This window comes from Spirosoma litoris (genome assembly GCF_054776755.1).
The window spans coordinates 1-26,403 of sequence record NZ_BAAHBI010000038.1 but is presented as its reverse complement, the minus strand read 5'-3'; the positions used below and the strand labels follow the sequence as shown (position 1 = coordinate 26,403).

At 45.9% G+C, this 26,403-nt stretch carries 18 protein-coding genes; 6 read left to right on the top strand and 12 right to left on the bottom strand.

Going from position 1 to position 26,403, the window contains the following annotated elements:
* Positions 1 to 185: 185 nt before the first annotated feature.
* Positions 186 to 1,013, bottom strand: coding sequence for a porin family protein (locus ACYVGR_RS23475; RefSeq protein WP_460961303.1), 828 nt, complete (start codon positions 1,011 to 1,013; stop codon positions 186 to 188).
* 243 nt (positions 1,014 to 1,256) lie between these two features.
* Between ACYVGR_RS23475 and ACYVGR_RS23470 the strand changes: the two genes are divergently transcribed.
* Positions 1,257 to 1,970, top strand: a complete 714-nt coding sequence (locus ACYVGR_RS23470) for an SDR family oxidoreductase (RefSeq protein ID WP_460961301.1) — start codon at positions 1,257 to 1,259, stop codon at positions 1,968 to 1,970.
* Positions 1,971 to 2,049: 79 nt separating this feature from the next.
* On the opposite strand, the gene ACYVGR_RS23465 is transcribed toward ACYVGR_RS23470, so the two are convergent.
* The 6 genes from ACYVGR_RS23465 to ACYVGR_RS23440 all read right to left on the bottom strand — a co-directional run bounded on the left by ACYVGR_RS23465 (position 2,050) and on the right by ACYVGR_RS23440 (position 16,012).
* Positions 2,050 to 4,032, bottom strand: coding sequence for a S8 family peptidase (locus tag ACYVGR_RS23465; protein WP_460961299.1), 1,983 nt, complete (start codon positions 4,030 to 4,032; stop codon positions 2,050 to 2,052).
* A gap of 130 nt (positions 4,033 to 4,162) precedes the next feature.
* On the bottom strand, positions 4,163 to 5,758 hold the full coding sequence (locus tag ACYVGR_RS23460; RefSeq protein ID WP_460961297.1) for a RagB/SusD family nutrient uptake outer membrane protein: 1,596 nt from the start codon (positions 5,756 to 5,758) through the stop codon (positions 4,163 to 4,165).
* A 13-nt stretch (positions 5,759 to 5,771) separates the two neighbouring features.
* A complete protein-coding gene (locus tag ACYVGR_RS23455; protein WP_460961294.1) occupies positions 5,772 to 8,915 on the bottom strand; it encodes a SusC/RagA family TonB-linked outer membrane protein in 3,144 nt (1,047 codons plus the stop codon).
* A gap of 182 nt (positions 8,916 to 9,097) precedes the next feature.
* A complete protein-coding gene (locus ACYVGR_RS23450; protein WP_460961292.1) occupies positions 9,098 to 10,582 on the bottom strand; it encodes a RagB/SusD family nutrient uptake outer membrane protein in 1,485 nt (494 codons plus the stop codon).
* A gap of 17 nt (positions 10,583 to 10,599) precedes the next feature.
* On the bottom strand, positions 10,600 to 13,782 hold the full coding sequence (locus ACYVGR_RS23445) for a SusC/RagA family TonB-linked outer membrane protein (protein WP_460961290.1): 3,183 nt from the start codon (positions 13,780 to 13,782) through the stop codon (positions 10,600 to 10,602).
* 994 nt (positions 13,783 to 14,776) lie between these two features.
* A complete protein-coding gene (locus tag ACYVGR_RS23440) occupies positions 14,777 to 16,012 on the bottom strand; it encodes a nucleoside recognition domain-containing protein (protein ID WP_460961288.1) in 1,236 nt (411 codons plus the stop codon).
* Positions 16,013 to 16,172: 160 nt separating this feature from the next.
* Here ACYVGR_RS23440 and ACYVGR_RS23435 point away from each other — a divergent pair, with 160 nt between their 5' ends.
* Together ACYVGR_RS23435 and ACYVGR_RS23430 are read left to right on the top strand one after the other, a co-directional pair.
* On the top strand, positions 16,173 to 16,871 hold the full coding sequence (locus tag ACYVGR_RS23435; protein WP_460961286.1) for a M15 family metallopeptidase: 699 nt from the start codon (positions 16,173 to 16,175) through the stop codon (positions 16,869 to 16,871).
* Between the two features lie 73 nt (positions 16,872 to 16,944).
* The gene (locus ACYVGR_RS23430; protein WP_460961283.1) at positions 16,945 to 18,015 is read left to right on the top strand and encodes a M28 family metallopeptidase; all 1,071 of its coding nucleotides are present in this window, start codon (positions 16,945 to 16,947) and stop codon (positions 18,013 to 18,015) included.
* Here ACYVGR_RS23430 and panC read toward each other — a convergent pair.
* The gene (gene panC, locus ACYVGR_RS23425) at positions 18,012 to 18,851 is read right to left on the bottom strand and encodes a pantoate--beta-alanine ligase (protein WP_460961281.1); all 840 of its coding nucleotides are present in this window, start codon (positions 18,849 to 18,851) and stop codon (positions 18,012 to 18,014) included. The two genes, ACYVGR_RS23430 and panC, sit on opposite strands and share 4 nt — an antisense overlap.
* Positions 18,852 to 18,990: 139 nt before the next feature.
* On the opposite strand from panC, the gene ACYVGR_RS23420 reads away from it, so the two are divergent.
* Together ACYVGR_RS23420 and glmS are read left to right on the top strand one after the other, a co-directional pair.
* Entirely contained in the window at positions 18,991 to 19,797 is an 807-nt protein-coding gene (locus ACYVGR_RS23420; RefSeq protein ID WP_460961279.1) for a glycogen/starch synthase, read from the top strand.
* Between the two features lie 135 nt (positions 19,798 to 19,932).
* Positions 19,933 to 21,771: a glutamine--fructose-6-phosphate transaminase (isomerizing) gene (gene glmS, locus ACYVGR_RS23415; protein ID WP_460961277.1), complete on the top strand. Its 1,839-nt coding sequence runs from the start codon at positions 19,933 to 19,935 to the stop codon at positions 21,769 to 21,771.
* A 139-nt stretch (positions 21,772 to 21,910) separates the two neighbouring features.
* Here glmS and ACYVGR_RS23410 read toward each other — a convergent pair whose 3' ends face one another.
* Positions 21,911 to 22,387: a DUF6252 domain-containing protein gene (locus tag ACYVGR_RS23410; protein WP_460961275.1), complete on the bottom strand. Its 477-nt coding sequence runs from the start codon at positions 22,385 to 22,387 to the stop codon at positions 21,911 to 21,913.
* Positions 22,388 to 22,715: 328 nt separating this feature from the next.
* On the opposite strand from ACYVGR_RS23410, the gene ACYVGR_RS23405 reads away from it, so the two are divergent.
* Positions 22,716 to 24,176, top strand: coding sequence for a serine hydrolase (locus ACYVGR_RS23405; protein ID WP_460961273.1), 1,461 nt, complete (start codon positions 22,716 to 22,718; stop codon positions 24,174 to 24,176).
* A 186-nt stretch (positions 24,177 to 24,362) separates the two neighbouring features.
* Here the strand turns inward: ACYVGR_RS23405 and ACYVGR_RS23400 are convergent, their stop codons facing one another.
* From ACYVGR_RS23400 to ACYVGR_RS23390, 3 genes are all read right to left on the bottom strand, one after another.
* Positions 24,363 to 24,542, bottom strand: a complete 180-nt coding sequence (locus ACYVGR_RS23400; protein ID WP_460961480.1) for an NADAR domain-containing protein — start codon at positions 24,540 to 24,542, stop codon at positions 24,363 to 24,365.
* 270 nt (positions 24,543 to 24,812) lie between these two features.
* Entirely contained in the window at positions 24,813 to 25,469 is a 657-nt protein-coding gene (locus ACYVGR_RS23395) for a hypothetical protein (protein WP_460961271.1), read from the bottom strand.
* 161 nt (positions 25,470 to 25,630) lie between these two features.
* On the bottom strand, positions 25,631 to 26,050 hold the full coding sequence (locus tag ACYVGR_RS23390; protein ID WP_460961269.1) for a hypothetical protein: 420 nt from the start codon (positions 26,048 to 26,050) through the stop codon (positions 25,631 to 25,633).
* Between the last annotated feature and the right edge of the window lie 353 nt (positions 26,051 to 26,403).

The window sequence follows — 26,403 nt, the reverse complement described above, 5'->3', positions numbered from 1 at the left end:
CTCGCCCATTTTTTATAAACCACCCCTGTTTGTGCCGATTTAGTTATAGAGAGGTATAATCAATTAGCACTCTTTAACGATGCCGTTAGGCATCAAATGTTTATAGCATACAGATCGAAACAAAAATGGCGACACCCAAGTGGTTGTCGCCATTCTAAAAACCCACTCTATGAGAAAGTTTTTTGCTATCGTCCAAGAGGGAATATATACCCTAGTGTTCCCTGCCCGAAGATTGTTTTAGAATCTGTATTGAACCCGTTGTCTGTATCCCCTAATGAGTAGAGGCCACGAACTTCAAGCGTAACGTGTCCAGGTCCAGCTTTTATCGCAGCGCCAACGCCTGCTCCTGCGCCAAAACCAAAGCGCCCCTTGGCGCCATCGAGCGATTGTTTCTTCCCATCCAGACTCGAACTTAGTGCATAGTTAGCATAGGGGCCTACGTTCAGGAAAAAGCGATTCCCGGCATACGTTCCTGTGGAGAATTTCAGAAATAAAGGCACCTCAAGGTAATCTATGGCATTCTTGTAGGTAGTAAAATTGGTTACTTTATTGGCGTAACGAGCGTAGTTGATTTCAGGTTGGAACGAGACGTTCCCTGCCCCGAAATTGAAGGTTAAACCACCAATAAAGCCAATTTCTGGATCGACACCGGCTACTGTTTCCGTAAAAACTGGATATGTAACTCCGCCCCGAATACCAATCCGAACGCCAGATGGCGTATTGGCGTCTGCTATTTTTTGTGATCGATTTAGGGATGCCGTCTCCGTTGGTTGAGTTGGTGTCGTTACAACGGCTGGCTTCGTCTTTGTCGGCGCCTGTTCTCGCTGCTTGGCGCGATCTGTTGTGGTAGGAGCTGTGTTGGTAGTAGTTGTTTTCTTATTAATGCCGTGGTATTGGTCATAGAGCTCCTGCTGGCGATTAGGAGATGCCGTTGTATTGCCCGAGCCTGTTTGCGCCATGGTCGAACTAGCAGCTAGAAACGTAAGGACCAGTATTGAATAAAATGATTTCATTGGTAAGCGGTTGCTAAAATCACTAAGTAAGTTTAGCTGCTAAACTACTAAATTTCGTGAGAGCACTTAGGAAACGGTCAATCACTTGAGCTTACGGTTGATTTCCGTAAACATTTTTGGATTGTAGAGATTTAGTTTAGTAGGTGGATTAGAAAATTACTGGTTAGGTATTGTCGCATTCACGTATTCACCTTATTCGGTATCCCACTACCCTTACTTCACAAATTACACAGATAATTGCTCATGAAAACTCACCCTCAACGCACGGCTCTGATTACGGGGGCCAATAAAGGAATTGGTAAAGAAATTGCCCGGCAACTCGCTCAGCGTGGGTTTACTGTATTTATAGGCGCCCGCGACATGGCTAAAGGGCGAGAAGCGTCGGAAGAGCTTTGTCAAGAAGGATATGATGCTACGTGCATACATCTCGATGTGACAGATCCCGTTAGTATTCGAACGGCTTGTGGGACATTTTCGCAACAGGCCGACCATTTAGATGTGCTCGTTAATAATGCTGGTGTCCTCGAAGATCATGGCGGAGATATTCTGACCCTGAATGCTGAAATGCTTGATCGAACGTTGAAAGCCAATGTAACCGGACCTATTTTAGTCATTCAGGATTTTCTGGAGCATCTGCAAAAAAGCATAGCTGGTGCACGTATCATCAACGTATCGAGCGGAGCAGGTGCCCTTAACGATATGACAACCTATGCCCCAGCGTATAGCATCTCGAAAACGGCGCTTAATGCCGTAACGAGGCAATTTGCAGGCGCACTCCGAGGGGAGAATATAGCGGTCAATTGCGTTGATCCAGGCTGGGTGCGTACCGACATGGGTGGTTCAAATGCAAGCCGACCCGTTGAGAAAGGAGCCGAGACCATCGTTTGGCTTGCTACCGAAGCCCCTCAATCCGAAACCGGTAAGTTCTGGCACGATAAGAAAGAGGTTGATTGGTGACCGGGATTTTCACAAGATTTAAAGGATTAAGCAAGATTATCGTTAGATAATTCGAAGCGTTATTGTGCCATAATCTTGTTTAATCCTTTAAATCTTGTGAAAATCCCGGTTCAGACAGAATCATTTTCACGGCTTCATAGGCATTTAGCAATCCACCCGAACGACTCAAGCTTTTGAAAGGGACTTGCTGGTTGGACCGGCCCGGTTTGCGCACCAGCACATCAGGTTGGTAGCTGCTTTTTAGCAAAATATCCTTAACCTGAACGGCTGTTAGCTTCGGAAAGTAGGAGCGGAGCAGGGCTGCCACACCGGCTGTCATGGGCGATGCCATACTGGTACCGGAGAAACTGGCGTATCGATTATGAGGTAAAGTCGATAGAATAGCGGTGCCGGGAGCAAAGATGTCTACCGTTTGCACGCCGTAATTTGATGACCGACTCGGCAGATTGTTGCCAACCCGCCAGGTACTATTGCCAACAACCAACACGTTTTTTGCGATTTGCCCATTCTCGTATCGTGCAGACGGGTAGGCGGGTAGCGAATCGTAGTTTTCGCCGTTGTTGCCAGCCGCATGGACGATCAGAACATCGTGCTCTTCCGCAAATCGAATGGCAGCATCGACCTGCTCTTTAAACGGAGATAGTCGTTTGCCAAAGCTCATGTTAATCACTTTGGCCCCATTTTCAACGGCGTAACGAATACCATTAGCCACGTCTTTATCGCGTTCATCGCCATTGGAAGGGACAACCGAGACTGGCATGATCCGAACATGATCGGCAACACCATCTATCCCTAATCCATTACCTCGTTCTGCGCCAATAATGCCCGCTACATGAGTTCCGTGCATAGCCAACTGTTGCGATTGGCCAATCAGCATTTTAGGACTTCCGTAATATCGTTCAGTTGGATCGGCAGGGTTATCACCCACAGATTTGCGGGGATTATAATCGGGGTTGTAAGCAATATCAGCCTCTCCGCCCATAGCCTGCCGGAACCGTGTCCAGTTTTTACGAACAAGTCCGAGGTATGACTTAAACGATCCGTACTGTGGTAAATAGGCGTCGGCTAAAATACTTTTGACGGCAATTGCCACCGAATCTGTTCCAAAATTGATTGTACTGATTGGGAGTGATGACGTAATTGTATCGGGTAATTGAGTTTGAATTTGTTGGGCAACCCGCCAGAATTGCGCTGTATCAGCGAAGGCTATGTATTTAGGGTAGCTGACTTTGTACCGTTGTAAAAACTGCTTTTTAGCGTTCAAAAAGGTATTGTATTGTCGCTTATCGGCAGGCTTAACAGTGGCCGGATCGACGTTGTCGTATTTATTTCTGAGTAGGAGATACGTTTGGGTAATCTCGGGCTGATCGTATTCGTAGGTAGTCCCATCTTTAGCCCCCATGAAATTCCAGCCATTAATATCGTCGATATACCCATTTTTATCATCGTCAACACTATTTCCTGGAGTCTCTTTGGGATTGACCCAGATAACATCTCGCAGGTCTTCATGCGAAATGTCGACTCCAGAATCAAGTACACCCACAATCACCGGAACCGACTTTCGATCTTTCAATAAATCATAAGCCTTATATAAACTGATGCCCGCTACTGAATCACGTTTAGGATCAAGATAAGGCCAGTTTTGAGGAGGTTGGTTTAGATCAGGGCGTATTCGGCTGAAGGGTGTTTTCGACGAAAACGCTTGTTGGCGCTCCGGGCATTTGTCATTGATGGGCGTTAACAGAAAGCTCTCGCCATTGTTGGTATAAGCCAGTTTATATAGCGCCAGCACATTGTTCTCGCAGGAGCTTTGGCCGGTAATTTTTTGAATAAAGAGGGTATCGCTATCCTGTTCATAGCGCATCGTTTCCAGAACCCGATTATCACTTTCGGCTTTGATCGATAACGTATCATTGCCAAAGCTTACCACTACCTGTATTGCATTGGGAGCCATGATGAGCCCTTTCCAGCGAGTCGTGTGAATAGGCAACTGGGCTTGAGAATGAATACAACACAATGAAAAAAGAAAGACGAAAAACAGGCTTTTTTTAGGGAAATGCATTCGGTTATTGACAAAGTTTCCTCTAAAATACACATTTGTCGTTGTCTCAATAATCTGGATGGCCTATATCATAAAAAAACACCGCCTGACTGGTCAGGCGGTGTTTTCGTAAATTAATCAACTTGGTAAACTAGTAACCCGGATTTTGCTGGGCTAACAATGTTGGGTTAACCGATACTTCAGACGTTGGAATTGGCCATAAGAACCGATAGTCATTGTAGGGTATAGCGGCAATGAGTCCGGTGAGCATAGGACGGGTTGTCAGATCATAGCTAGAGGCCTTAATCTGAGCAACGTCAATTTTAGCCGGGATACCATTCGTTGAATATTTTGTATCCAGCGATAACCGGTGGATATCCGGCCAACGACGACCTTCACCCGTAAATTCAATCCGGCGTTCGTTCAGGATTGCCAGCGTCAGATCGTCAGGAGCTGTTGTGAAGCGTTCGGAAGCAGGAACAGCCCGGTTACGAACGGCATTCAATAACAGAAGAGCTTGGGCTGAGTTGTTCTGACGAGAATATGCTTCGGCTACGTTCAACAACACTTCAGCGTACCGCAGGATTGGCGCCCAGTCGGCCCGGGTTGTATACTGACGGTATTTGTAGTTGAAGTAGAATGGGTAGCTTCCGGTGCTCTGCTTCACTTGCAGCAACGTACGACGAGTGTCGCCTGTTACCCAGAAACTAGCGTTATACAGATTTGGGCTGGTAGCAACCAGATCCCGACCACCCAGCGACGTTGGTCCGAGCATGCCTGGTAAAGCACCATTGACACCACCGTTTGAAGAGGCACTGTTGGCAATTGAGAACATAGATTCCGTGTTCGCTGCATAGCTGGTGAACGGTGTTTCTACGCTGGTCTCAAGCTTATAGCTACCAATTGGGCTGGTAAAGGTGCCCGTAGTAGCTGCCGTACCTAATTTTGCACCTTCTGTAATAACACCTGCCCAATCCTGCATGTGGAGTTTAATCCGGGTTTTCAGCGCAATGGCGGCACCCGATGTAGCTCGGGAAATAGCATTGGCCGAACGAGTAGCGGGCAAATTGGTTTCTGCAAAATCCAGATCAGCCAAAATTTTTGCATACGTCTGACTTACCGTTCCACGATCCTGGGCTAAGCCAGCCGCTACCGACGCCGTTGATGTAATTGGGTTCTCGCGATACGGAACGCCAGGTTTTGATCCATTACCATCGGCATACGGACGGCAGAAATGAATCAGCAACTCATGATGCGCTAATGCCCGCAGAAAACGTCCTTCAGCTTCATACTGAAGAGCGGCAGTTGATGTGATAACACCGCCACCTGACTTCTTAACACCATCGATCAGAATGTTTGCCTGGTTGACCAGTGCATACAACTGCTCCCAATGGTTAACGTTGTTGGCCGATGTGGTGTTGTAGGTCGCCCGATACGTAATATCATAAAACGCCTGTAAATTCACCATATCTTCGCCCCGCATTTCGCCCTGCTCGATCGAAGCGGCACCAAACGGATAACCACGGCCAGCACCCCCGTTGTAAAGACCAATCGCAGCCGACTGATATACACCGTTTGCCACTAACTCAATACTGTTCGCCGAGGTAAACGCCGTTGTTTCTGATAAAGAAGACAATGGGTTAAGCTCAGTGTATTTTTGGCAGGAAGAAACCAGCAACAAGGTACCCAGGAGGGTACTCGTTGCCACTTTCCCCAAGCTAAACGAATTTTTTATTGTTGTTTTCATTAATGTCTGTCAATTAGAAGTTCAGATTGAGTCCAACTGTGTAGGTACGTGGAACTGGGTTCGTACGGTTATCCAGACCAGGTTGCGCATTGGCCGCCTGGTTGGTCGTCGTAATACCGTTCAGCTCTGGATCAAGACCTTTGTATTTTGTGAATACATGGGCGTTCTGCACCTGAACATAAATCCGGAATGTATTGGCTCTGATTTTATTGCGGAGACTTGCTGGCAGCGTGTATCCAACGCTGATGTTTTGAACGCGGAGGAACTTGCCATCTTCAAGGAAACGGCTGTTTAGGCTACCCGTCTGCAATACGTTAGCATCGGAGTTGAAATATAATTTAGGCACGTCTGTTACCTGACCTTCGGCAGTCCAACGGTTCAACAGTTCTCTACCGGCATTGGCAAAAACCTGGTTGTTCAACTGCTCCTGACGGGTTACGTTATAGATTTTATTACCACCTGCAAAGGTCAGGAACAACGATGCATCGAAGTTGCCATAGTTGAACGTGTTATTAAAGCCACCATACCAGGTTGGGTTACCAACACCAAGAACTTTTTTGTCGCTTTGGGTTAGTGCATTAGCTGCTGTTGTTACGTTGCTTGGGTTCGCTGGATCGTAAGTAGACCACACAAAGCTGTTGGTTGCGGTAGTAACTTTACCAATCAGGTATTGCACTTGCGAACCATCTGCTTTCTCGAAAATTGGGTTACCATTCGATGCATTCACACCACGACTTACGTAGCCATAAAAGGCGCCAATTGACTCACCTTCGCGAAGAATATTGTAGGCAGATGGAATATCAGCCCCATTAACCAACTGAAGGATTTTGTTATTGACAAACGTCAGGTTGAAGTTTGTACGCCAAGTGAATTTGTTAGTCTGGAAGTTTACCGTGCTTAACGTAAATTCAAAACCTTGGTTGTACATTTTACCAATGTTTTGGGCAATGGTATTGGCAGGTACACCCAGTGATGGTGGCGTTGGCGCCTGAAGAATCAAGTTATCGATGTTGTTCCGGAAATAATCGGCCGAGAAACTGATGCGGTTAGATAGGAACGAAGCGTCCAGACCAACGTTCAGCTTGTTACTCGTTTCAAATTTCAGGTTGTTGTTACCTACCTGGTTGTAACGAATGCCGCTTAGGTCACCATACTGAGTGGCAGCAAAGATACCTGCGTATGGGTAGTTACCAATTTCAACGTTACCAACCTGCGCATAACCACCGCGGATTTTCAACTCATTAAGCACCGAAATCGACTTCAGGAAACTTTCTTCCGATAAACGCCAGCCGACCGAAACACCTGGTAACGTAGCACCCTGGTTACCGATTGGCAACGACGAGATTTTGTCCCGACGAACCGTAGCACTTAACAAGTAGCGATCACCATACGAATAGTTAGCTCGAGCAAAATAAGACTCGAATGCCCGCTGGCTAGCCGAACCATAAATGAACTGGTTCGTCAACGATCCGGAAATGATGTTGCCATTGGTACCAAAGTATTTATCCGACAGACCAGTACCGTACGATTCAAAATAACGATACGTAGATTTTTGCAACTCATAACCAACAACGGCACTGAGCTTATGTTGACCGATTGTGCGGTTATAGCTCAAGGTGTTCTGCCAGTTGTAACGGAACTGAGGCTGATAGCTCTGATCTACCGAACCTTTTACGCCAACCCCATCACCATGATCTGGGTTTTGGTAAACGAAATCTTCGTTATTCAGGTAGCTGATACCAATCTGTGATTTAGCGTTTAAGCCTTTCACGATTTCAACATCTACATAAGCGTTACCAGTTAAGTTAAGATTCTGGTTTTTGTAGATGTTATTGTCCAGGATAAACTTCTGGTTGGTGTAGTTACCATAGATAGCGCGGGTGTTGGCACCACGACCCAGGCTCTGACCTTCGATATTGTACGATCCGTCGGGGAATTGAATGGCCACGTTCGGGAACGCGTAGATAGCACCCGCAATGTTACCCGAAAGTGCGTTTGTGCCCTGGTTCAACCCTGTGTTCGTCGTTTGCGTAACAAAGGCATTCATCCCAAAGGTTACTTTGTCCTTAAACGCTTTCTGATCGAGCCGTGCCCGGAAGCTATATTTTGTCTGGTTATTGGCTTGGATGTTTCCTTCCAGATTCGCATAGCCCAGCGAGAAATAATAGTTCGTCTGGTCGGTAGCGCCACTGAACGAAAGGGAATGATTCTGCTGGAAACCTTTGCGCAGAATTACGTCCTGCCAATTGCTGTCGTAATTCTGTCCCGTTGCTGTGTTTGAGGTTGGGAAAGCAGCGATTGGTAAGCCAGCGTTCGTCAGTTTCTCGTTCGCAATGGTGATGAACTCATTTGCGTTCAATAGATCGAAGCGTTTCGATGGTTCAGCAACAGCCAACCAGCCATCGTACGAAACACGTGGCGCACCTTTTTTACCTTTCTTGGTAGTGATCAGGATAACCCCGTTAGCTGCCCGTGAACCATAAATGGCAGTAGCCGAACCATCTTTCAATACTTCAACACTTTCAATATCATTTGGGTTGATATCGCCCAGTGGGTTGTATGGGTTGCTTGTCGAAGCGCCTTGGTTACCGGTGATATACGGAAGACCATCAACTACATACAACGGATCGGCTCCATTCGAAATAGAGTTTGTTCCCCGTATCCGAACGCGGGCTGCCTGACCAAGCATACCACCTGGTACAGAAGCCTGAACCCCGGCAACCTGACCTTGCAGATACTTATCGAAGCTAGGTACGGCAATATTTTTGAAGCCATCGCCTTTGATCGTTCCAACAGATCCCGTTACATCACGACGCTGCTGAGTACCATAACCTGTTACGACTACTTCGCTCAATTGCTGCGAATCACCGACTAAGGCAACGTTGATTGTTTTCCGGTTTCCAATAACAGCTTCCTGTAGTGTATAACCAATATAGCTGAAAATAAGAGTACTAGTAGCAGGAGCATTTAATCGATAATTGCCCTGTGCATCTGTTGTGGTACCACGGCCAGTACCTTTTACCTGTACAGTCACTCCTGGTAGAAGAGACCCGTCGTCTGATGAAGTAACTTGGCCACTTACCACGATATCCTGAGCCAAAACTGGCAAACAGAATAACAATGAAAGCAGCAAGCTTCCTAATAAAATTTTCCTCATTTGCGGAGTAGAAATTTAATGAATCGTTAAAAAATTATTAAAGAGGGACAAATATAATACACTGAAATTTAATGTTTCGCAAAATAACCGCACTGTTTTAGCATTATTTACAACAAAAGGCGATTACCCGACCAAAGTAATCGCCTTTTGGAAATAGAGGCTAACTACTAACTAACCAGCAGTTAGTTGTCGGTAGCTAAGTTGTTAAGCGCCAATTCTGAAGCCGAGATTGGCCAGATGTAGTTTGGTTCGGTAGGCGCTTTAGCAAGTACAAGTCCTGCGCCTTTCGCCGGAATTGTTTGAAGCAGACGCATTAAATCATTATTACGAAGACCTTCTCCGAGGAATTCGATTCTCCGCTCTAACAAAATAGCGTTGGCCAGATCGGTCGAAGTTGCGAAGTTCGCTGCTGTAAATGTCGTTGAAGCATCCGAGCGATTACGAACGGCATTCAACAGAGCAACTGACTGCGCATCTACCGTGTTCGTGCTACGTACTTTTGCTTCGGCCAGATTCAGCAACACTTCCGAGTAGCGAATAACAGGTACCCAATCTGTATAAGGACTGGGTGCTTTATACTTGATCAGCCAGTTTTTTACGGCCGCGCCTGTGCCAGACTGCTTAATGAAACTACGTCGTTTATCGGTTGCTGTCCAGGTTGGTTCAGCAATGATTCCTTTTGGACTTAGCGAATACTCACCATTACCAATACCACCATTTGCTACGTTAGGCGAATAATAATAGGCCAATTGGTTCTGCGTACCAGGGAAGTCACCAGTAGTGGTGGTCATTGGCATCGAGAAGATCGACTCCGGGTTTGCGTAGGTTGTGAAAACCGTAGTAATGTCAGGCTGCAGAGCATGCGCTACACCTGTTGTCGCTTTGAACGGAGCTGTTGCACTCACGATTTTGTTGGCTTCGGTAATCACACTGGCGTAATTCTGCATGCTTAAATACACCCGTGTTTTTAAGGCAATGGCTGTATTCTTATGAGCCCGCGTTGTATTGTCAGAAGCAGTTGTGTAGGTTGATGGTAAACCCGTTTCAGCATCATTCAAATCTTTCAGGATTTGAGCATACACTTCGGCAACCGTGCTACGAGCCAGATTCGACTGACCAACGCCTTTGATTCCGTTTAAACGGAGAGGCACACCTGGTTTGCTACCGTTACCATCTGCGTATGGACGAGCATAATATTGAAGCAAGCTGTAGTAGCTCAACGCCCGTATTAACTTAGCTTCAGCAATGTACTTGGCAGAAGCATCGGCACCAACAACCGCAGTACCGCCAGCAGCCATACCATCGATAAAGATGTTACATCTGTTGATGGCCAGATAGGCATAATACCATAAGTTCACGACGGCCGTAGCACTGTTGGTCGCGTTTAACGCCCACACATCCGAACCGGTAACCAGGTTCGAGAGTTCGTTAATGAAGTCTTCTCCCCGGATGTCGCCATAAATCACATAACGGCCACCGTAGAAGTTACCATCTTTCAGACCTCCGTATAACGACAGAAGCTGAGTTTGTACACGGGTTGTGGTACTAAATGCCGACGCATCGGAAACTGCCGTCTGCGGAATCGGGGTCAGTAAGTCTCTATTGCAGGAACTAGCCCCCAGCAGAGTCAAACCAACGACAAGTGAATATTTTAGCGTATTTTTCATGAGTTTCTTTTTCTTGATTAGAAGCCAGCTCTTAGACCAACGGTGATCGTACGGGCATTGCCGATCGTGTTTCTATCAACACCTTGTCCACTAGTACTAGTCGATCCATTCGACGATACTTCTGGATCAGGACCAGGATATTTCGTCAGGATACCTAAGTTTTGACCGCTTACATAGATACGCAGGTTGCTCATCTGAACTTTCGATAGCAACGATGCTGGAAGCGTGTAGCCCAATGTAACCGTACGAACTTTCAGGAAATCGCCTTTGAATACGTTGATATCCAATGGGAAAGCTGAACCGTTCGATACGTTGTCATTGAATATTGGCTTAGCATATTTTTTGCCCGTATCCCCTTCTTTCTGCCAGGCATCGGTCAGAACATCGGTTGCATTATTCCAGAAACGTTGATCATGCAAACCAGCATTGGTGCCATAATACACCGAGAAGCCTAATTGATACGTCAGCAGAACACCCAGGTCGAAGTTTTTGAATTTGAAGTTGTTGTCAAAACCGCCGTATACTTTTGGGATAACATTGGCATACATAACCGCATCGCTTGCCTGTGTAATCGTTTTGCCACCGGTTGGGCTTACATATTGGGTTAAACCATCGGGGGTAGTCGAGTATTGGACCTGGCCCGCAGGAACATAGTTCTGATAGTACACATTCTGTCCTGCCGAATTAACGAAAATCCGTTTACCCGTTGCTGGATCAACACCATTGGTACGAACGACCCACAACTGACCCAACGAATAACCTGGTGCGGTCTGGTTTACAGTTTCCAGAGAACCCGTAGACGTTTGAAGTACATTTAGTCCGGGAGCTAGTGCTGTTACTTCGTTTTTATTAAAGGTTATGTTGAAGTTCGAGCTCCATTGGAAACTCTTTGTATTGATAACCCGGGCATTGAGCGAAATCTCAAGACCTTTGTTATACATCTTCCCAACGTTTTGTGGAGGATAAGCAACACCCGACAATGTACCTGGAATACCTGTAGATGGCGACTGAGCTACGTTCAGGATCAGGTTATCAATGTCGTTTTTATAATAAGCAACTTCACCTGTAATCCGGTTGTTGAATAAACCAAAGTTGAAACCAACATCGGTTTTAGTACTGGTTTCCCATTTAAGAGCTGGGTTACCCACAACGGAGAAATACAACGTTGATGCGCCACCGTATAAACCTGAGTTATAGAGCGAGTAAGGCGAGTAGTCGTTGATGCTACCAATGTTACCCACTTTACCATAGCTACCACGAAGTTTGAAGCTGCTGAAGACATTATCCAGGCCGGCCGATTTCCAGAAACCTTCCTGAGTAATTTCCCAACCAGCAGATAACCCATAGAACGTTCCTTTTTTCTGACCTAAAGCAGAAAACTCATCCTGACGCAGGTTGCCACTTAAGAAATACTTCTCTTTGTAGTTATAGTTCAGACGGCCAAATGCTGATAACAAATAGTTTTCGCTATAAGCAAGGTTCGACGGGTTGTTCGTAACGAAACCAGCCTGGATAACTGTATAGTTCGGATCAGATAACGTCTGACGGTTTAAGCCATAGCCAAGCGTAGTGGTTCGCTGTTGTTCCTGCCCAATCAGTAAATTGAAGTTGTGAGCACTGGCAAACGTTTTTTCGAACTGGGCTGTGTTTGTCCACAACCAGGTTTTTAACTTGCGAAAGTTGCTCGTTGCATTACCGCCAGAGCTGTAACCATCGCTTGAAATCGGCGACTGGAACAGATCGTTGTCGGCCAGCAGGTAATCGATACCATAGCTGCTACGCAGTGTGATCCAGGGAAGCGGCTTGAACTGGAGATAGGCATTCGACTGAATGTGGTTGTTCTCCGTATTTGACCGGTTCTGATCCAGCATAGGCAATGGGTTTGGGTAAGAAACCGCTGTGCCTACGATGCTGGTACCTACACCAATAGCCGAACCGTTTAGGTTGTACGTACCATCATTGTTGTAAGGCGAGAGGATTGGAGGTAATACAAGACCTACACGACCCAAACCGGCGGTGTTGAAGGCTTCGCCGTTCAATGAGCCCGATGTACCAGCCGACAGGTTTTGCTCATTTGAGATCGCGATTTTGCCGCCAATGGTAAACAGTTTGCTGATCTTGCTATCGACATTGAACAACGCATTCATCCGGCTGAAATCATTTTTCTGGAGAACACCCTTCTGATTCGTGTAGCCAATCGAGAAATAATAGTTTGTATTCTCGCTACCACCCGAAATATTCAGGTTATGGCTGTGCGAAACACCCTGACGGTAGATATAATCATACCATCTTGTGTCGATCGGGTTCCCGTTGGCATCTGTACCCTGGGTAAACTTCACGGCCGAGGCAGTTGGCGTGTTGGCCACCGCCATCGACTTGAAGCTAATATATTGGCTGGCATTCAACATCTCTGGCAAACGGTAGGTGTTTGAAAAACCAAGCCAGCCATCATAGTTTACGCGAATTTTACCTGCCTTACCCCGTTTGGTCGTGATGAAAACAACACCGTTGGCAGCACGGCTACCGTAGATGGCTGTAGCAGCAGCATCTTTAGCGACGTCCATGCTTTCGATATCATTTGGGTTGATACTTGCCAGTGGGTTTGCAGGAGCGTTTGTACTACCCTGATCACCCGTGAAGGTAGGTACACCATCAACAACGATCAGTGGATAAGAACTCAGCGAAATCGAGTTTGTACCCCGAATCCGGAAAACGGGTGGGTTGTTCAGGACACCGTTTGGAACGGTGATTTGCACACCAGCCGAACGCCCTGCCAGACCTGATTCGAAGCTCTGGATTGGCATGTTAGCAATTGTAGATCCTTTAACAGAAGCAATACTTCCCGTAGCATCCTGACGGGCCTGGGTGCCGTAACCAATGACAACAACTTCACTCAGTTGTTGCGAATCCCCTTTCAGACCAACGTTGATGGTTGACCGGTTGCTAACGGCCACTTCTTGCGATGTGTAGCCGATAAAACTGAACACCAGTGTGCTGTTTGGCGATGCAGTTATACGATAATTACCCTGCGCGTCGGTGTTTGTTCCCCGATTAGCGCCTTTTACCTGCACAGTCACCCCTGGCAGGAGCGACCCGTCGTCTGATGAAGTAACTTGGCCACTTACCACTACGTCCTGTGCTAAAACAGGAACACAGAACAATAAGGATAAGAGCCAACTTCCAAATAAAATTTTCTTCATTTGTAAGTAGAGATTTAATTATACTAAACGTCATTAAAATTGGGAAACAAAGTTAATGTATAGAATACGAATTGGTACTATTTTGATGAGAGGTTTTTTTGTAATATTCTAATAAAATTCAAAAAAGTCGCTTTGTCTCAAAGTTAATGGTAAAGGTTACTTTCAGGATGCCCGTAAAAATCAGAAGTACAGAGCCTAAGCAGCCGGATTGGCTCTATTTCAGCTTTATATAGTATGTAAGGCAGGCTTTATTCATAAAATAAGTAACATGGATTCAGCTGAATATTATTTGAGTAGTTTTACCTAACTGTCTCATTAATAGTATAGTTCTTACGCGATTGCCTTTTTAAGTGGCTTATTTATCAGGTAATTAGCGCAACAGAGTACAAGTTTATGCAGTTAGCATGAGGGTAATTGTCTTATTAATTATAGATGGTCTTATTGTATAAAACTCTATTATATTGAAATAAAAATTTTATATTTTCTTAAAGAGTAATACAATCTACCGTATTGATAGTAAATGTAGGAATTTTATTTAGGTTGATGCTTAAATTGAATAATTCCGGGAATGTCCAGCCAGAAAGAGTAGGGAGTTTTGCTATTTTTTTTGCCCGTAGAGATACCGTTTGACACTACGTGATAAATTGTTTTTTTTCTGATTTATACGTTGAATTATAACAAAAAAAAGAACAGAGATTGAGTAAAACAGCGTTACCAAAACCAACTATTAGGGCTTGTTTGAGCTACTTCTCTGGCTAGTTTTTTCAGTATTGATGTTAGTAAAGTTGACTATAAGGATAACTATGCGCCTTAGTGTTAGGTATCTATAAATTAAAAACACCAGCCTGATCGAGCTGGTGTTTTTAGGTATTTGCCTATTTTATATGCGACACGCAGGCCAATATCATAACTGATAGCCGTGTTGTGACGTAGGTCGCTAAGCCAATTTTACTAACCGATGTGGACGCAGGTCAATGAAAGATGTGGACGCAGGTCAATGAAAAAAGAAGTATCCTAGGGCTATACCTGCCATAACGCCCACAAAGTCGGCGAATAAGCCATAGGGAATAGCATACCGTGAATTGCGAATACCAACCGAGCCAAAGTACAGCGCGACAATGTAGAATGTGGTATCTGCCGCGCCTTGGAACATACAAGCCAACCGACCAACAAACGAATCGGGGCCAAATTGCTTCATGGCATCAATCATCAATGCCCTTGAACCCGAACCGCTTAAAGGGCGCATAAGGGCAACGGGAAGTGCGTCGGTAAATTCGGTATTCATCCCTGTCAGGGCGAATACGTACTTCAATCCATCAATGACATAATCCATGGCGCCCGAATTTCGGAAGGCACTGATCGCAACCAACAGGCCTGCCAGATAGGGAATAATTCGAACGGAGGTTTCGAAACCACCTTTTGCGCCCTCTATAAATGCATCAAAAATATTGACCTTTTTACGCATAGCCCCGAGCAGAAACGATACCACGATCAGCATCAGAACGAGGTTGCCCGTCACCTTAGAAATAACTTCGACTTCTTCTTTTGTTTTCGTAGATAAAAACCACAGCGCCAGTCCAATTAACCCGGTAACACCACAAAGCCAGCCAATCACAGTTTTGTCAATCAGGTTTATTCGTTGTTTGATGGCTACGGTAATCATACTTACTACGGTAGCCACATAGGTAGCAATCAGACACGGAATGAAAATATCCGATGGATCTTTTGCGCCCAAAATGGCTCGTTGGGCCATAATACTCAGTGGAATGATGGTTAAGCCTGACGTATGCAGAACCAGAAACATGATCTGCGCATTGGAAGCGGTGTCTTTCCTGGGATTCAGCTCCTGCAAACTCGCCATCGCTTTCAGGCCAAAGGGTGTGGCCGCATTATCGAGTCCAAGCATGTTGGCTGAAAAGTTCATAATCATCTGCCCATTGGCCGGGTGATTTTTGGGGACTTCAGGAAATAACTTGTTGAAAAAAGGGCCGATAATCCGGGCCAAAAAAGTGATGGCGCCCGCTTTTTCGCCGACATTGAGCAACCCCAGAAAAAACGTCATGACGCCTGCCAACGGTAAAGCAATGTCCATGACGGCGACTTTCGAGGAATCGAATAAACCTTCGACAATGATTTTGAAGATTTCAGTGTCGCCTAAGAAAATCAACTTGGCCAGTGCGACCAGAAAAGCAATAACAAAGAAAGCAACCCAGATATAATTAAGTGCCATCGGTTATAATGAGCGAAAGAGTGAATGAGCGAAAGCGTGTTGCCGGACTATTCTATAATAAACGTCAATAATACGTCACAACTATTCCCGTTTGTCAGTTTAGAAATCCTGTAAGTTTACACGAACATTTGGCACAAACCAATTTTGTCTACTCATAATAATGCGGCAAACGTCTGTCTTCATACTCGTTTTTTCACTCATTCACTCATTCGCTCTTTCACTCTTTGCTCAGCCTAAGGTTGAACAAGCGATGATCAAACAAGGCCTGGTCAATGTGCAGGATATAGACCCTTCTATACTCGTAGAGTTGAAATATTCAACGACCGATAACTTTGTGGGTAAAGATGTATACGGCGACCTCACACAGGCTTATATGCAGCCTATGGCCGCAAAAAAGCTTGCCGAAGCTAGTAAATACCTACAGGCTCATCACCCCGATTTGCGGCTATTGGTATATGATGCTGCCCGGCCTCGCTCAGCACAGTGGAATCTTTGGAACGCTTTGCCCAATTTGTCTGAACGGGAGCGCCGGAAATACGTGGCCGATCCGCGTGAAGGCTCTATTCATAACTATGGTTGTGCCGTCGATTTGACAGTAGCTACCAAGGAAGGACGGTCCGGCGCACCGGAGCCCTTAGACATGGGTACGAAGTACGATTTCTTTGGTGAGCTGGCTTATCCATCCCGAGAAAATGAACTCCTCAGAGCCGGGAAGCTGACGCAGAAACAGATCGACAACCGGCATATTCTCCGAACTGCCATGCGCCAGGGCGGCTTTACGCCCATTGAGTACGAATGGTGGCACTTCAACGCACTCTCGCGCGCCAAAGCAAAAATGGCGTTCAGGATTGTTGACTGACAGATAAACTATCTTTCTGGATTAGTATATATTCGCTCCTGTTTTCTGGAGTTGACTAATGCTATACACGCCAATGTTACGAAGTTTACTGATGACGCTTGCGATTTCGACAATCACACTGATCAAGGTCGGTGCGCAAGTTAATGTGTCGAAGGTTTTAGTGTCGGATTCCTTGCTTAAAAAGCACGTTTATCTATTAGCTTCAGATAGCTTACAAGGCCGCGAGACGGGAAAGAAAGGTCAACGAGATGCGGGCCTCTATTGCACGAGAATATTGAGACAAAGCCATTTGATCTCCGCTTTTCGGCTTGATTCAACTCGTGGCTCTTACCGACAAACATTTCCTTTTACGATTACCGAGGTTGCTATGTTTGGTGATAGGCGGGGGAGGAGCACAGTTTCGGGAACCTATAAACGACACGAACTAGCCCCTTGGCCACTTACCGCTAAAGACAGTAATCAGGTATTATTTGGCGATAATATAGGTGGGTTCGTAATTGGAACCGATTTGAAGCGAGAAGTGGTCGTTGTTTCGGCTCATTACGATCACCTGGGAAATGCTGGTGGACGGACGTTTCATGGGGCCGATGATAATGCATCCGGTACTGCATCTGTATTGGCGATTGCTGCTGTAGTTGACAGTCTGGCACAACAGGGAGTTCGTCCTCGCCGGAGTATTTTGTTCGTTTTGTTTTCGGGTGAAGAAGGCGGATTATTAGGGTCTACTTTTTTCATGAGCAATAGCCCAATTCCGCATGCGCAATACATCTGTGATCTAAACGTAGATATGGTGGGACGGATAGATCATGCACACCGGAAGAAACCGAACTATTGTTACCTCCTGACAGATAATGATGGGATTGCCCTTCGCAAAACGGCTGAGGCCGTTAATCAACAATCAGTGAATCTGGTCTTAAACAAAGGGGGCTATGATACAGACAATGATCCGATGAGGTTCTTTGAACGATCTGACCAATATAACTTCGCCAAAACAGGAATTCCTGCTCTATTTTTTACCAGTGGCGAGCATTATGATTACCATAAACCGTCTGATACTGCCGATAAAATAGCGTATGATATGCTGCAAAAACGAGCGACCCTGGTTTTTCAAACAGCCTGGCGCGTGGCTAATCCAACGCCTTAAAACACCAGATTATCAATCAGTCGGACTTTGCCTAAATGAGCCGCCAGGCAAATGGCCGTTTGGCCAGGAGCCAATACTTCATTGGCTAGCTGGAGCGTATCGGCGTTGACGATTTCAACATACTCCAATCGAAAATTAGGATTGCTACTGAAAATACCGGTTACAGCTGCCTTGGCCTGAGCTGGGCTGTGGCCTTCAGTCAATAATTCGTGAGCAAGGGTCAACGATTGAAACAAAGTGGGCGCTTGTTCACGTTCGAAAGGGGTGAGGTTGCGATTACGCGACGACATGGCCAGACCGTCGGCTTCCCGTATGGTGGGGCAACGGATTAACTCTATGGGAAAACTCAGGTCGCGGATGAGTCGGCGGATGACGGCTACCTGCTGGAGGTCTTTCTGGCCAAAATAAGCCCGCTTGGGCTGTACCAGGTTGAACAACTTAGAAACCACAATGCCTACACCGTTGAAATGACCCGGCCGAAATGCACCTTCCAATATGGTTTCCAATTCTCCAAAATTGAGTCGAATACCGGGTGATTCGGGGTACATTTCAGCAACCGACGGGGCAAACACAACATCGCAGCCAGCGGCTTGGAGCTGTACACTATCTTCTTCGAGAGTGCGTGGGTAACGAGCCAGATCGTCGGGATTATTGAATTGAACGGGGTTAACGAATATGCTGCTAATAACAATATCATTTTCCTTACGAGCGGCATCAATGAGTTTTATATGGCCTTCGTGCAGGGCGCCCATTGTGGGGACGAAACCAATGGTTTGTTCGGGTTTGAGGCTGGCTATATACTGACGAAGACCGGAAATTGTCTCGAAACGAGTCATGATGGGCGTTTTGTTGTTTTGCGGGTACAATGATACAAGAACCGCATCTTTTTTGGACAAAACTTATTGAAATACGGGAAAAATTTGTATAATTTTGCAAGTTTTTTGGTTCTCTCAGACAACACACGCTTCCCTACTTATGAGCAAATTACGCATCCTTTACGTCGCCAGCGAAATCAATCCTTTCTTGAAAACGTCTGATGTCGCTGACTTCGTCCGCAAACTGCCGCAGGCCATGCAGGAGCGTGGGATGGAAATCAGAATTTTGGTGCCGCGCTTTGGGCTGATTAATGAGCGAAAAAATCGCTTACACGAAGTAGTACGGTTGTCGGGTATTAATATTGCCGTAGGTGACGATGAAAAACCACTAATTATCAAGGTGGCGTCGATTCCAACCGCGAAATTGCAAGTGTATTTCATTGATAATGAGGATTATTTTCAGCGAAAATACGTCTTCCATGATAAAGAAAATCGTTTCTACGACGACAACGACGAACGGGCTATTTTCTTCTGCAAAGGTGTTCTGGAAACAGTGAAGAAACTTGGATGGGCTCCCGATATCGTTCACTGTAACGACTGGATGACATCCCTGATTCCGCTGTACCTGAAAACGACCTACAAAAACGACCCGATGTTCAAAGACACTAAGTCGGTCTTTACGGTCTATAACAATTCATTTGAACATCGTTTCGCAGGAGACATCATTGAGAAAGCTCGGATGATGGACATTAATGACGAAATGCTGTCGGAATTAAAGACGGCTGATTTTCAGGGTTTTATTCGAATAGGTTCTGCCTATGCCGATGCCGTAGTGCGGGCCGAAGAGGAGTCGAGCGAGAGCTTGAACGCTATCCTGAACGATTTGCCAGAACACAAATTCGATAGCGTCGAAGATGAAGATGTAACCGATCGGTATTACAACCTGTATACACAACTGGCTGGGTAAACCGTCCATTTACGTAAATCACCAAGCAAAAAGCCGGAATGCCCGGCTTTTTGCATTTATTTTACTCCCGAAATAAGTTTATCTTTCATAATCCCACCCAGTGGATAACTGATAACTCATAACCGCTAACTGATTATGTGTGGCATTGTAGCGTATGTGGGGCACCGAGAAGCGTGCCCGTTAGTAATAAAAGGCTTAAAACGGCTCGAATACCGAGGGTACGATAGCGCTGGGGTAGCGTTGATGAACGGGCAGGGTCTGAAGATTTATAAGAAAAAAGGGAAAGTTGTTGCGCTGGAACACGAACTCGAAGGCAAAGAAACCCACGCGACGATTGGTATGGGGCATACACGCTGGGCTACTCATGGGGAGCCTAACGATGTAAATGCGCACCCGCATTACTCATTCCATCGGAAACTCGCGATCATCCACAACGGCATCATTGAGAACTATGCGGCCATTAAGCAGGCATTGCTAAAAAAAGGGCATACGTTTTCGAGTGAAACCGATACCGAAGTGTTAGGCCAGTTTATTGAAGACATCTGGGAAAATAACGGCGGAACGCTTGAAGAAGCCGTACGGTTGGCTTTACAGGAAGTGGTGGGCGCTTATGCCATCGTAATCATGAGCGAAGCAGATCCTACCCAGCTAATTGCAGCTCGGAAAGGTTCTCCACTCGTGATTGGCGTTGGTGAAAATGAGTTCTTTCTGGCATCGGACGCCACTCCGATTGTTGAATACACTAAAGACGTAATCTATCTTAATGATTACGAGATTGCCGTTATCAAAGATGGCACGCTGAAAGTTGTTACGCTCGATAACACAACCACAACCCCTTACGTCCACAAGGTTGAGCTAGAGTTGGAAGCCATCGAAAAAGGCGGTTTCGATCATTTTATGCTCAAAGAGATTTTTGAGCAGCCACGTTCTATTGCCGACTCCATGCGAGGCCGCGTGAAGGCCGACGAAGGCACGCTTCTGCTTGGTGGTTTGCGCGATTACATGGACAAGCTGGCCAAGTCAAAGCGGATCGTGATTATTGGTTGCGGTACATCCTGGCACGCGGGCTTGGTAGCTGAGTACATTTTTGAAGAACTGGCCCGGATTCCGGTTGAAGTAGAATACGCATCAGAGTTTCGGTACCGAAACCCAATTATTAAAGAAGGCGATATTGTCATCGCGATTTCGCAGTCGGGCGAAACTGCCGATACGCTGGCAGCTATTGAACTGGCTAAATCCAAAGGAGCAACCATATTTGGCGTTTGTAATGTTGTTGGGTCGTCCATTGCGCGGGCAACTCACGCGGGCGCATTCACCCACGCAGGACCTGAAATTGGCGTAGCCAGTACAAAAGCATTCACGGCTCAGGTGACGGTTTTAACCCTGATGGCCTTAGCGGCAGCCAAGCGGAAAGGAACCATTTCGGACTCGCTATTCCGGCAATTGCTGGCCGAATTGGATAATATTCCGGCGAAGGTGGAAAAAGTATTACAGGCTGCCGATAAGATTAAAGAGATTGCCTACATCTTCACATACGCTCGAAATTTCATCTATCTGGGTCGGGGACTTAACTTCCCAGTTGCTTTAGAAGGCGCCCTGAAATTGAAAGAAATCAGCTATATTCATGCAGAGGGCTATCCGGCTGCCGAAATGAAACACGGCCCTATTGCCCTCATCGATGAAGATATGCCGGTCGTTGTCATCGCAACGAAAGATAGCTCCTACGAAAAAGTCGTCTCGAATATTCAGGAAGTAAAAGCCCGAAAAGGCCGCGTTATTGCTATCACAACAGAAGGCGACACGAACTTGCCGAGTATGGTCGATTTCACGATCGAAATCCCGAAAGTGCATGAGGTGTTAATGCCGTTGGTATCTGTCATTCCCCTGCAACTATTGGCCTACGATATCGCTGTGATGCGTGGTCGAAATGTTGACCAGCCAAGGAATTTGGCGAAGTCGGTAACAGTGGAATAGAATGGCTAGTACTTTGACAGCATAGATTCTAGAGGATTCTATAGATTCTTTCGATTTAACCAATGCTGATTATCAGGGCAATAGAATTCCAAGAATCTAAGAATCTATAGAAACTAAATTGGACGAGTACTAGGCTATCCTAGCGAATATTTACATTGAACGAGCCTTCTGTCAGGGCTCGTTTTTTTGTTCCCGACGCGTCGTAGGCTGTGAAGCTAAACGTACCAGTCATATAGGTCGCTGTTTTCTTAGTGATCGTGATGCTTCCGGTTCCCCCATTTACAGTCGAGAAGTCTTCCTTGTTTATGGTCAGCAAGCCAATATTAACATCGCTCAATGCATAAGTTCCTTCTGTGGCTGTAGAGGGTAGAGCAAGGGCTACAACATCGCTGGTCTTACTGTCGAGACCATAAATGGCGAAGTAGCCGTTGGCCCCCGGAAATGTGGCGAGTGCATAGGCGTAATCAGGTGTATAGGCTTGTCCATCAACGTTTACCTTAAAATCCACCGTGGCCTGCGTTGGGGTAGGGGCAATGTCGTCGGACTTCTTGCTGCAAGAGCTAACACTAAGGGTGAAGAGGATTGTCAAAAACGTTGCGATGTAAGAGGTTTTCATAGTTGATAGAGCGTTTTTTGTTTGATGAATCAAAGCTACTACCCACGCCAAGGTCTAAAGGCGAGACTATGTATGAGGTGGATTTGGCTTTAAACCTGGAGGGAATTATGCTACAGTTGGCAAAGTCAAAAAGACGCTGGGCGAAACATTTCTAAAAAATAGTGCCTTGGTAAAATAGAATCAATAGAATTCGAAGAATCTATTGATTCTGTCTATCAGCACGATAGCATCTGTAGTTATCTGAAGAGTCTATAGAAACTATTTTGGCCAGGTAGTCCGGGCAAGTAACCTTTGCGGAAAAGCGAAGTTTCCAGCGAAACACATACTTATGAACCCCCTTCGCTTTCTAACCATCCTTTTAGTTATTGCCGCTCAGTACGGCATTGTATTTGGACAAACGAACCAGCTCGCCAACGTAGAAACACTGATACGCCGTGAAATGCAGGAGCGTCGTATTCCTGGTCTTCAGTTAGCCGTTGTTCAGCATGGTAAAGTTGTTTTGCTGAAATCGTACGGAATGGCGAATATCCAGAATGCTGTTCCGGTTACAGATCGAAGCGTTTTCATGATTAACTCCTGTACCAAAGCGTTCACGGGCGTTGCCATGATGCAGCTAGTTGAAGAAGGGATCGTGGACCTTGGGGCGCCCGTTTCCCGGTATCTCGATGGCCTTCCGGCAAACTGGCAACCCATTACAATACGCCAATTGTTAACACACGTCTCGGGACTTCCTGATATTAACCGAATTGCGAATCCAAATACCGGAGGACTGGTAGGGTCAGAAACGGAGGATGCTGCCTGGGCGAAAATCCAGACGTTTCCAATGGATTTCCCAACGGGCGAGCAGTTCAGCTATAACCAGACGAACTATGTGCTACTAGCGAAAATCATTGATAAATTTCGCGGGAAACCTTTTGCTCAGGTGTTCAGTGAGCGACAATTTCAGGTGGTGGGTATGCCAGGTACGCAGTTTGGTGATTCGCGCGATGTGATTCCCAACATGGTACAACAGTATAAATTTGTCACGAAACTGGATGGGCAGGTGCTTCCCGAAAAACGACTTGTCAATAATTATGCGGAAATGTCGCCGTTTCACCGTACGGCCTCGGGTTTGAACAGCACTGCCGAAGACATTGCGCACTGGATCATCGCGTTGCAGCAAGGCAAACTTCTCAAGACAAAAGACGCACTCAAAACGCTCTGGACTGCCGGGACGTATAACAATGGGTCTCCCACGCAATGGGCGCTGGGTTGGGTGACCAAGCCTCGCCCCAAACACAGCCCAATCGTAATAACAGGTGGTGGTCGTTCGGCCTTTTTTGTGTACCCTGAAGATGGCTTGGCTGTTGTGGTGCTCACGAATCTGTCCGGAGGGTATCCCGAAGAATTTGTGGACGAACTGGCTGGATTCTATAATCCCGATATTGCCGCATCCGATCCCGTTACCGCTCTCCATATGCAGTTGCGGAAACGGGGTTTCCAACAGGCCATCGATGTGGCCAAGGAGTTGAAAAAGAAAGATGCCAGCTTCCAGCCGTCCGAAAATGACCTGAACGATTGGGGATACCGAATGCTAAACGGGGGTGGAAATGCACAAAACGCGCTCGAGATTTTTAAGCTCAATGTGAGCTTGTACCCGCAAAGCTGGAATGTGTATGACAGCTACGGGGAAGCCCTGCTCAAGAACGGTCGAAAGGAAGAAGCTATTGCCATGTACAAAAAGTCGGTTGAGCTAAATCCGGATAATCAGAATGGGAAATCTATGCTGGCGAGAATTGCGGGGAATTGATGGAGTTGACGATCAGCTTTAGATTACATTTTGAGTATGACCCCGATGGGGTCAAATAGTTATAGGAGAGCGTCTTTACTATAAACATTTGACCCATCGGGGTCATACTCAAAATACAGCTTACTTTAACGCTGCGTTGTTGCTAAACTTGATCTTTAGAATTAAGCAACATATTTCCCCCCAAACTTACTCTTTAAGCATATCTCGAACTTCCATAAGCGCGAAACCAAGCAGATTTAAGCCGTTCCAACGTTTTGGATTTTCGGCTTTGTCGCTGTCGGCCGCCAAACCAATGCCCCAAATTTTGTCTACTGGACTGGCTTCAACCAATACCCTTTCTTTGGTATTTAGTAGAAACTCTTTCAGGTCATGATGAAAATTCGCCTACTTAGTTTCCCAGCTAACGTTCGTTCTGGATTATGAGTGGCCCGTTAGGGCCTTCACAGCGCAGCGTCGGTAGAAAAAATCTCTATCCAGAGCCAAATGTGCCGTCAGGTACATAATTATTGTGTACCTGACGGCACACGTTATCTACATATGTGGAATTTTCTACCGACGCTACGCTGTGAAGGCCCTAACGGGCCATTACCAATTCCGAATTTAAATACTGAGTAATGACTGTTTAGTCGCTAGTTATTAATTGCCGGAGAACATTTTCTTGCAATTAATGAAATTGTCGATAAGGCCTGAAGGATTTGTCTCGTCAAATTCGTCAAAACCGATGACGAATGCGGGCTCGGGCATGAAAAACCGTATCGAATTAGTAAGGTGTTCAACGTACTCAGACGCATTCCCTTTTTCGGCAATACCTTTCGCAATTTCATAATCCCACCGTATTTCTTTATCTGGATTATAGACTAAAAATGGAATTATAAACGGCACATAACGACTGAATAGCGGATTTTCTTCATACGTTAATCGGGTGTCTGGCCAAACGTTGACTTCCGTAAAAATAGGGCCCATATCAACCGTATAGATCGCCTTGTTCGTCTGGATATTCCTGGAAAATTCGTCCTGTTTTTCGTTGACGTACACGTTCACATAGGCTGCATTCCAGACAGTCGTTCCTTTCTGGTTGACGATATAATAGGGGTGAAAAGAATTGGTAATCGCAATGCCGCCTATATCACCAATCACCTTGCGATAAAGCTCCCCGACGAGTTGTTTGTCGGTTGCTACGGTATTCGGATTGTTGGTAAAACCGTAGAGGTAGTACGATTTGAAACTTGTTAACGGAGTCGGGTTGCCAGAAGCAACGACTTGTTTTGGCTTAAAAAAATCAAATAACCCCATTCGTATGAATTTCTGTTTTAAGACTCCTCAACGAACCTAAAGATGGATAGCCAGCGCACAAATTACATAACTGAAGACTGGGTTAGGTTTTTATGACCTTTCTTGGTTGAGCTGTCAACTTTCCTACGGGACGTGCTGCCTGTCGCCGGACAAGCTGCTCATTAATCTAATTTTAGGTCTTCCAGCGTAAGCTTAGTTTTTATATTGTACAAGTCCTTTCGCATAGAAAGCGTCGTAACATTATAAGTATCAAGAGTTGGGTTTTGTAAAAACTTCTTCATCGCTCTTACTACGTCGTCCGAAGCATAAAGAGTCATGTTCGTCCATTCAGTTTTTAATTCCTCCCAAAGCTCCGCTTTATCCTTGAAATTTCGGTTGTTCAAAAGAAGCGTTTTATTGTGCTTTTCAAAATCCAATAGTGAATACATCAGCAGAATAATAGCCTTGTATCGAGTTTGTTTAAAATCATGCTTGGTTTGTTCTTTCGTCTTTTGCCTGTCAGAAGCATACTCGAAAACTTTACTAAGAATTGCTCCAAGCCCTAAAGCCGTAATCGTAGCGAGAACATTCTGAAAACTCATGCTTAAATTTGTTTGAGAGTACATTTTGTTGACAGGAGCCGCCTAATGAACCAAAAAACTGTCAAGCAGGGCGTTTCTCATGTCAGTCGAAGATGCCCAGCGAACCTAAACCGCCCTGTTTCGGGACGATCATCCTGTCGTCGGAACGCTGGTAAACACACGCTTGATGAGCGCCCGCCCAACGACCACAAGGGCTGATAGATGAGGATGCTACATGCCTGAACGAACGGAGCGTCAACCTTTACACCCTCATTGGCTTGGGCTGCAAAGCCTCCTTCGGGACGTGCGCCCTGTCGACCATATCTTTGTTTGCAAGCAAGTTAGCTAAAAAAAGTGCAACTTAGCAAATGCCA

What these genes read in the sequence shown, in the direction of transcription:
- ACYVGR_RS23395 (WP_460961271.1), bottom strand. Translation starts at nt 25,469, where the DNA reads ATGGGGTTATTTGATTTTTTTAAGCCAAAACAAGTCGTTGCTTCTGGC.
- ACYVGR_RS23460 (WP_460961297.1), bottom strand. Translation starts at nt 5,758, where the DNA reads ATGAAAACAACAATAAAAAATTCGTTTAGCTTGGGGAAAGTGGCAACG.
- ACYVGR_RS23420 (WP_460961279.1), top strand. Translation starts at nt 18,991, where the DNA reads ATGAGCAAATTACGCATCCTTTACGTCGCCAGCGAAATCAATCCTTTC.
- ACYVGR_RS23445 (WP_460961290.1), bottom strand. Translation starts at nt 13,782, where the DNA reads ATGAAGAAAATTTTATTTGGAAGTTGGCTCTTATCCTTATTGTTCTGT.
- panC (WP_460961281.1), bottom strand. Translation starts at nt 18,851, where the DNA reads ATGACTCGTTTCGAGACAATTTCCGGTCTTCGTCAGTATATAGCCAGC.
- ACYVGR_RS23410 (WP_460961275.1), bottom strand. Translation starts at nt 22,387, where the DNA reads ATGAAAACCTCTTACATCGCAACGTTTTTGACAATCCTCTTCACCCTT.
- ACYVGR_RS23470 (WP_460961301.1), top strand. Translation starts at nt 1,257, where the DNA reads ATGAAAACTCACCCTCAACGCACGGCTCTGATTACGGGGGCCAATAAA.
- ACYVGR_RS23450 (WP_460961292.1), bottom strand. Translation starts at nt 10,582, where the DNA reads ATGAAAAATACGCTAAAATATTCACTTGTCGTTGGTTTGACTCTGCTG.
- ACYVGR_RS23475 (WP_460961303.1), bottom strand. Translation starts at nt 1,013, where the DNA reads ATGAAATCATTTTATTCAATACTGGTCCTTACGTTTCTAGCTGCTAGT.
- ACYVGR_RS23465 (WP_460961299.1), bottom strand. Translation starts at nt 4,032, where the DNA reads ATGCATTTCCCTAAAAAAAGCCTGTTTTTCGTCTTTCTTTTTTCATTG.
- ACYVGR_RS23435 (WP_460961286.1), top strand. Translation starts at nt 16,173, where the DNA reads ATGCGGCAAACGTCTGTCTTCATACTCGTTTTTTCACTCATTCACTCA.
- glmS (WP_460961277.1), top strand. Translation starts at nt 19,933, where the DNA reads ATGTGTGGCATTGTAGCGTATGTGGGGCACCGAGAAGCGTGCCCGTTA.
- ACYVGR_RS23405 (WP_460961273.1), top strand. Translation starts at nt 22,716, where the DNA reads ATGAACCCCCTTCGCTTTCTAACCATCCTTTTAGTTATTGCCGCTCAG.
- ACYVGR_RS23440 (WP_460961288.1), bottom strand. Translation starts at nt 16,012, where the DNA reads ATGGCACTTAATTATATCTGGGTTGCTTTCTTTGTTATTGCTTTTCTG.
- ACYVGR_RS23455 (WP_460961294.1), bottom strand. Translation starts at nt 8,915, where the DNA reads ATGAGGAAAATTTTATTAGGAAGCTTGCTGCTTTCATTGTTATTCTGT.
- ACYVGR_RS23390 (WP_460961269.1), bottom strand. Translation starts at nt 26,050, where the DNA reads ATGAGTTTTCAGAATGTTCTCGCTACGATTACGGCTTTAGGGCTTGGA.
- ACYVGR_RS23430 (WP_460961283.1), top strand. Translation starts at nt 16,945, where the DNA reads ATGTTACGAAGTTTACTGATGACGCTTGCGATTTCGACAATCACACTG.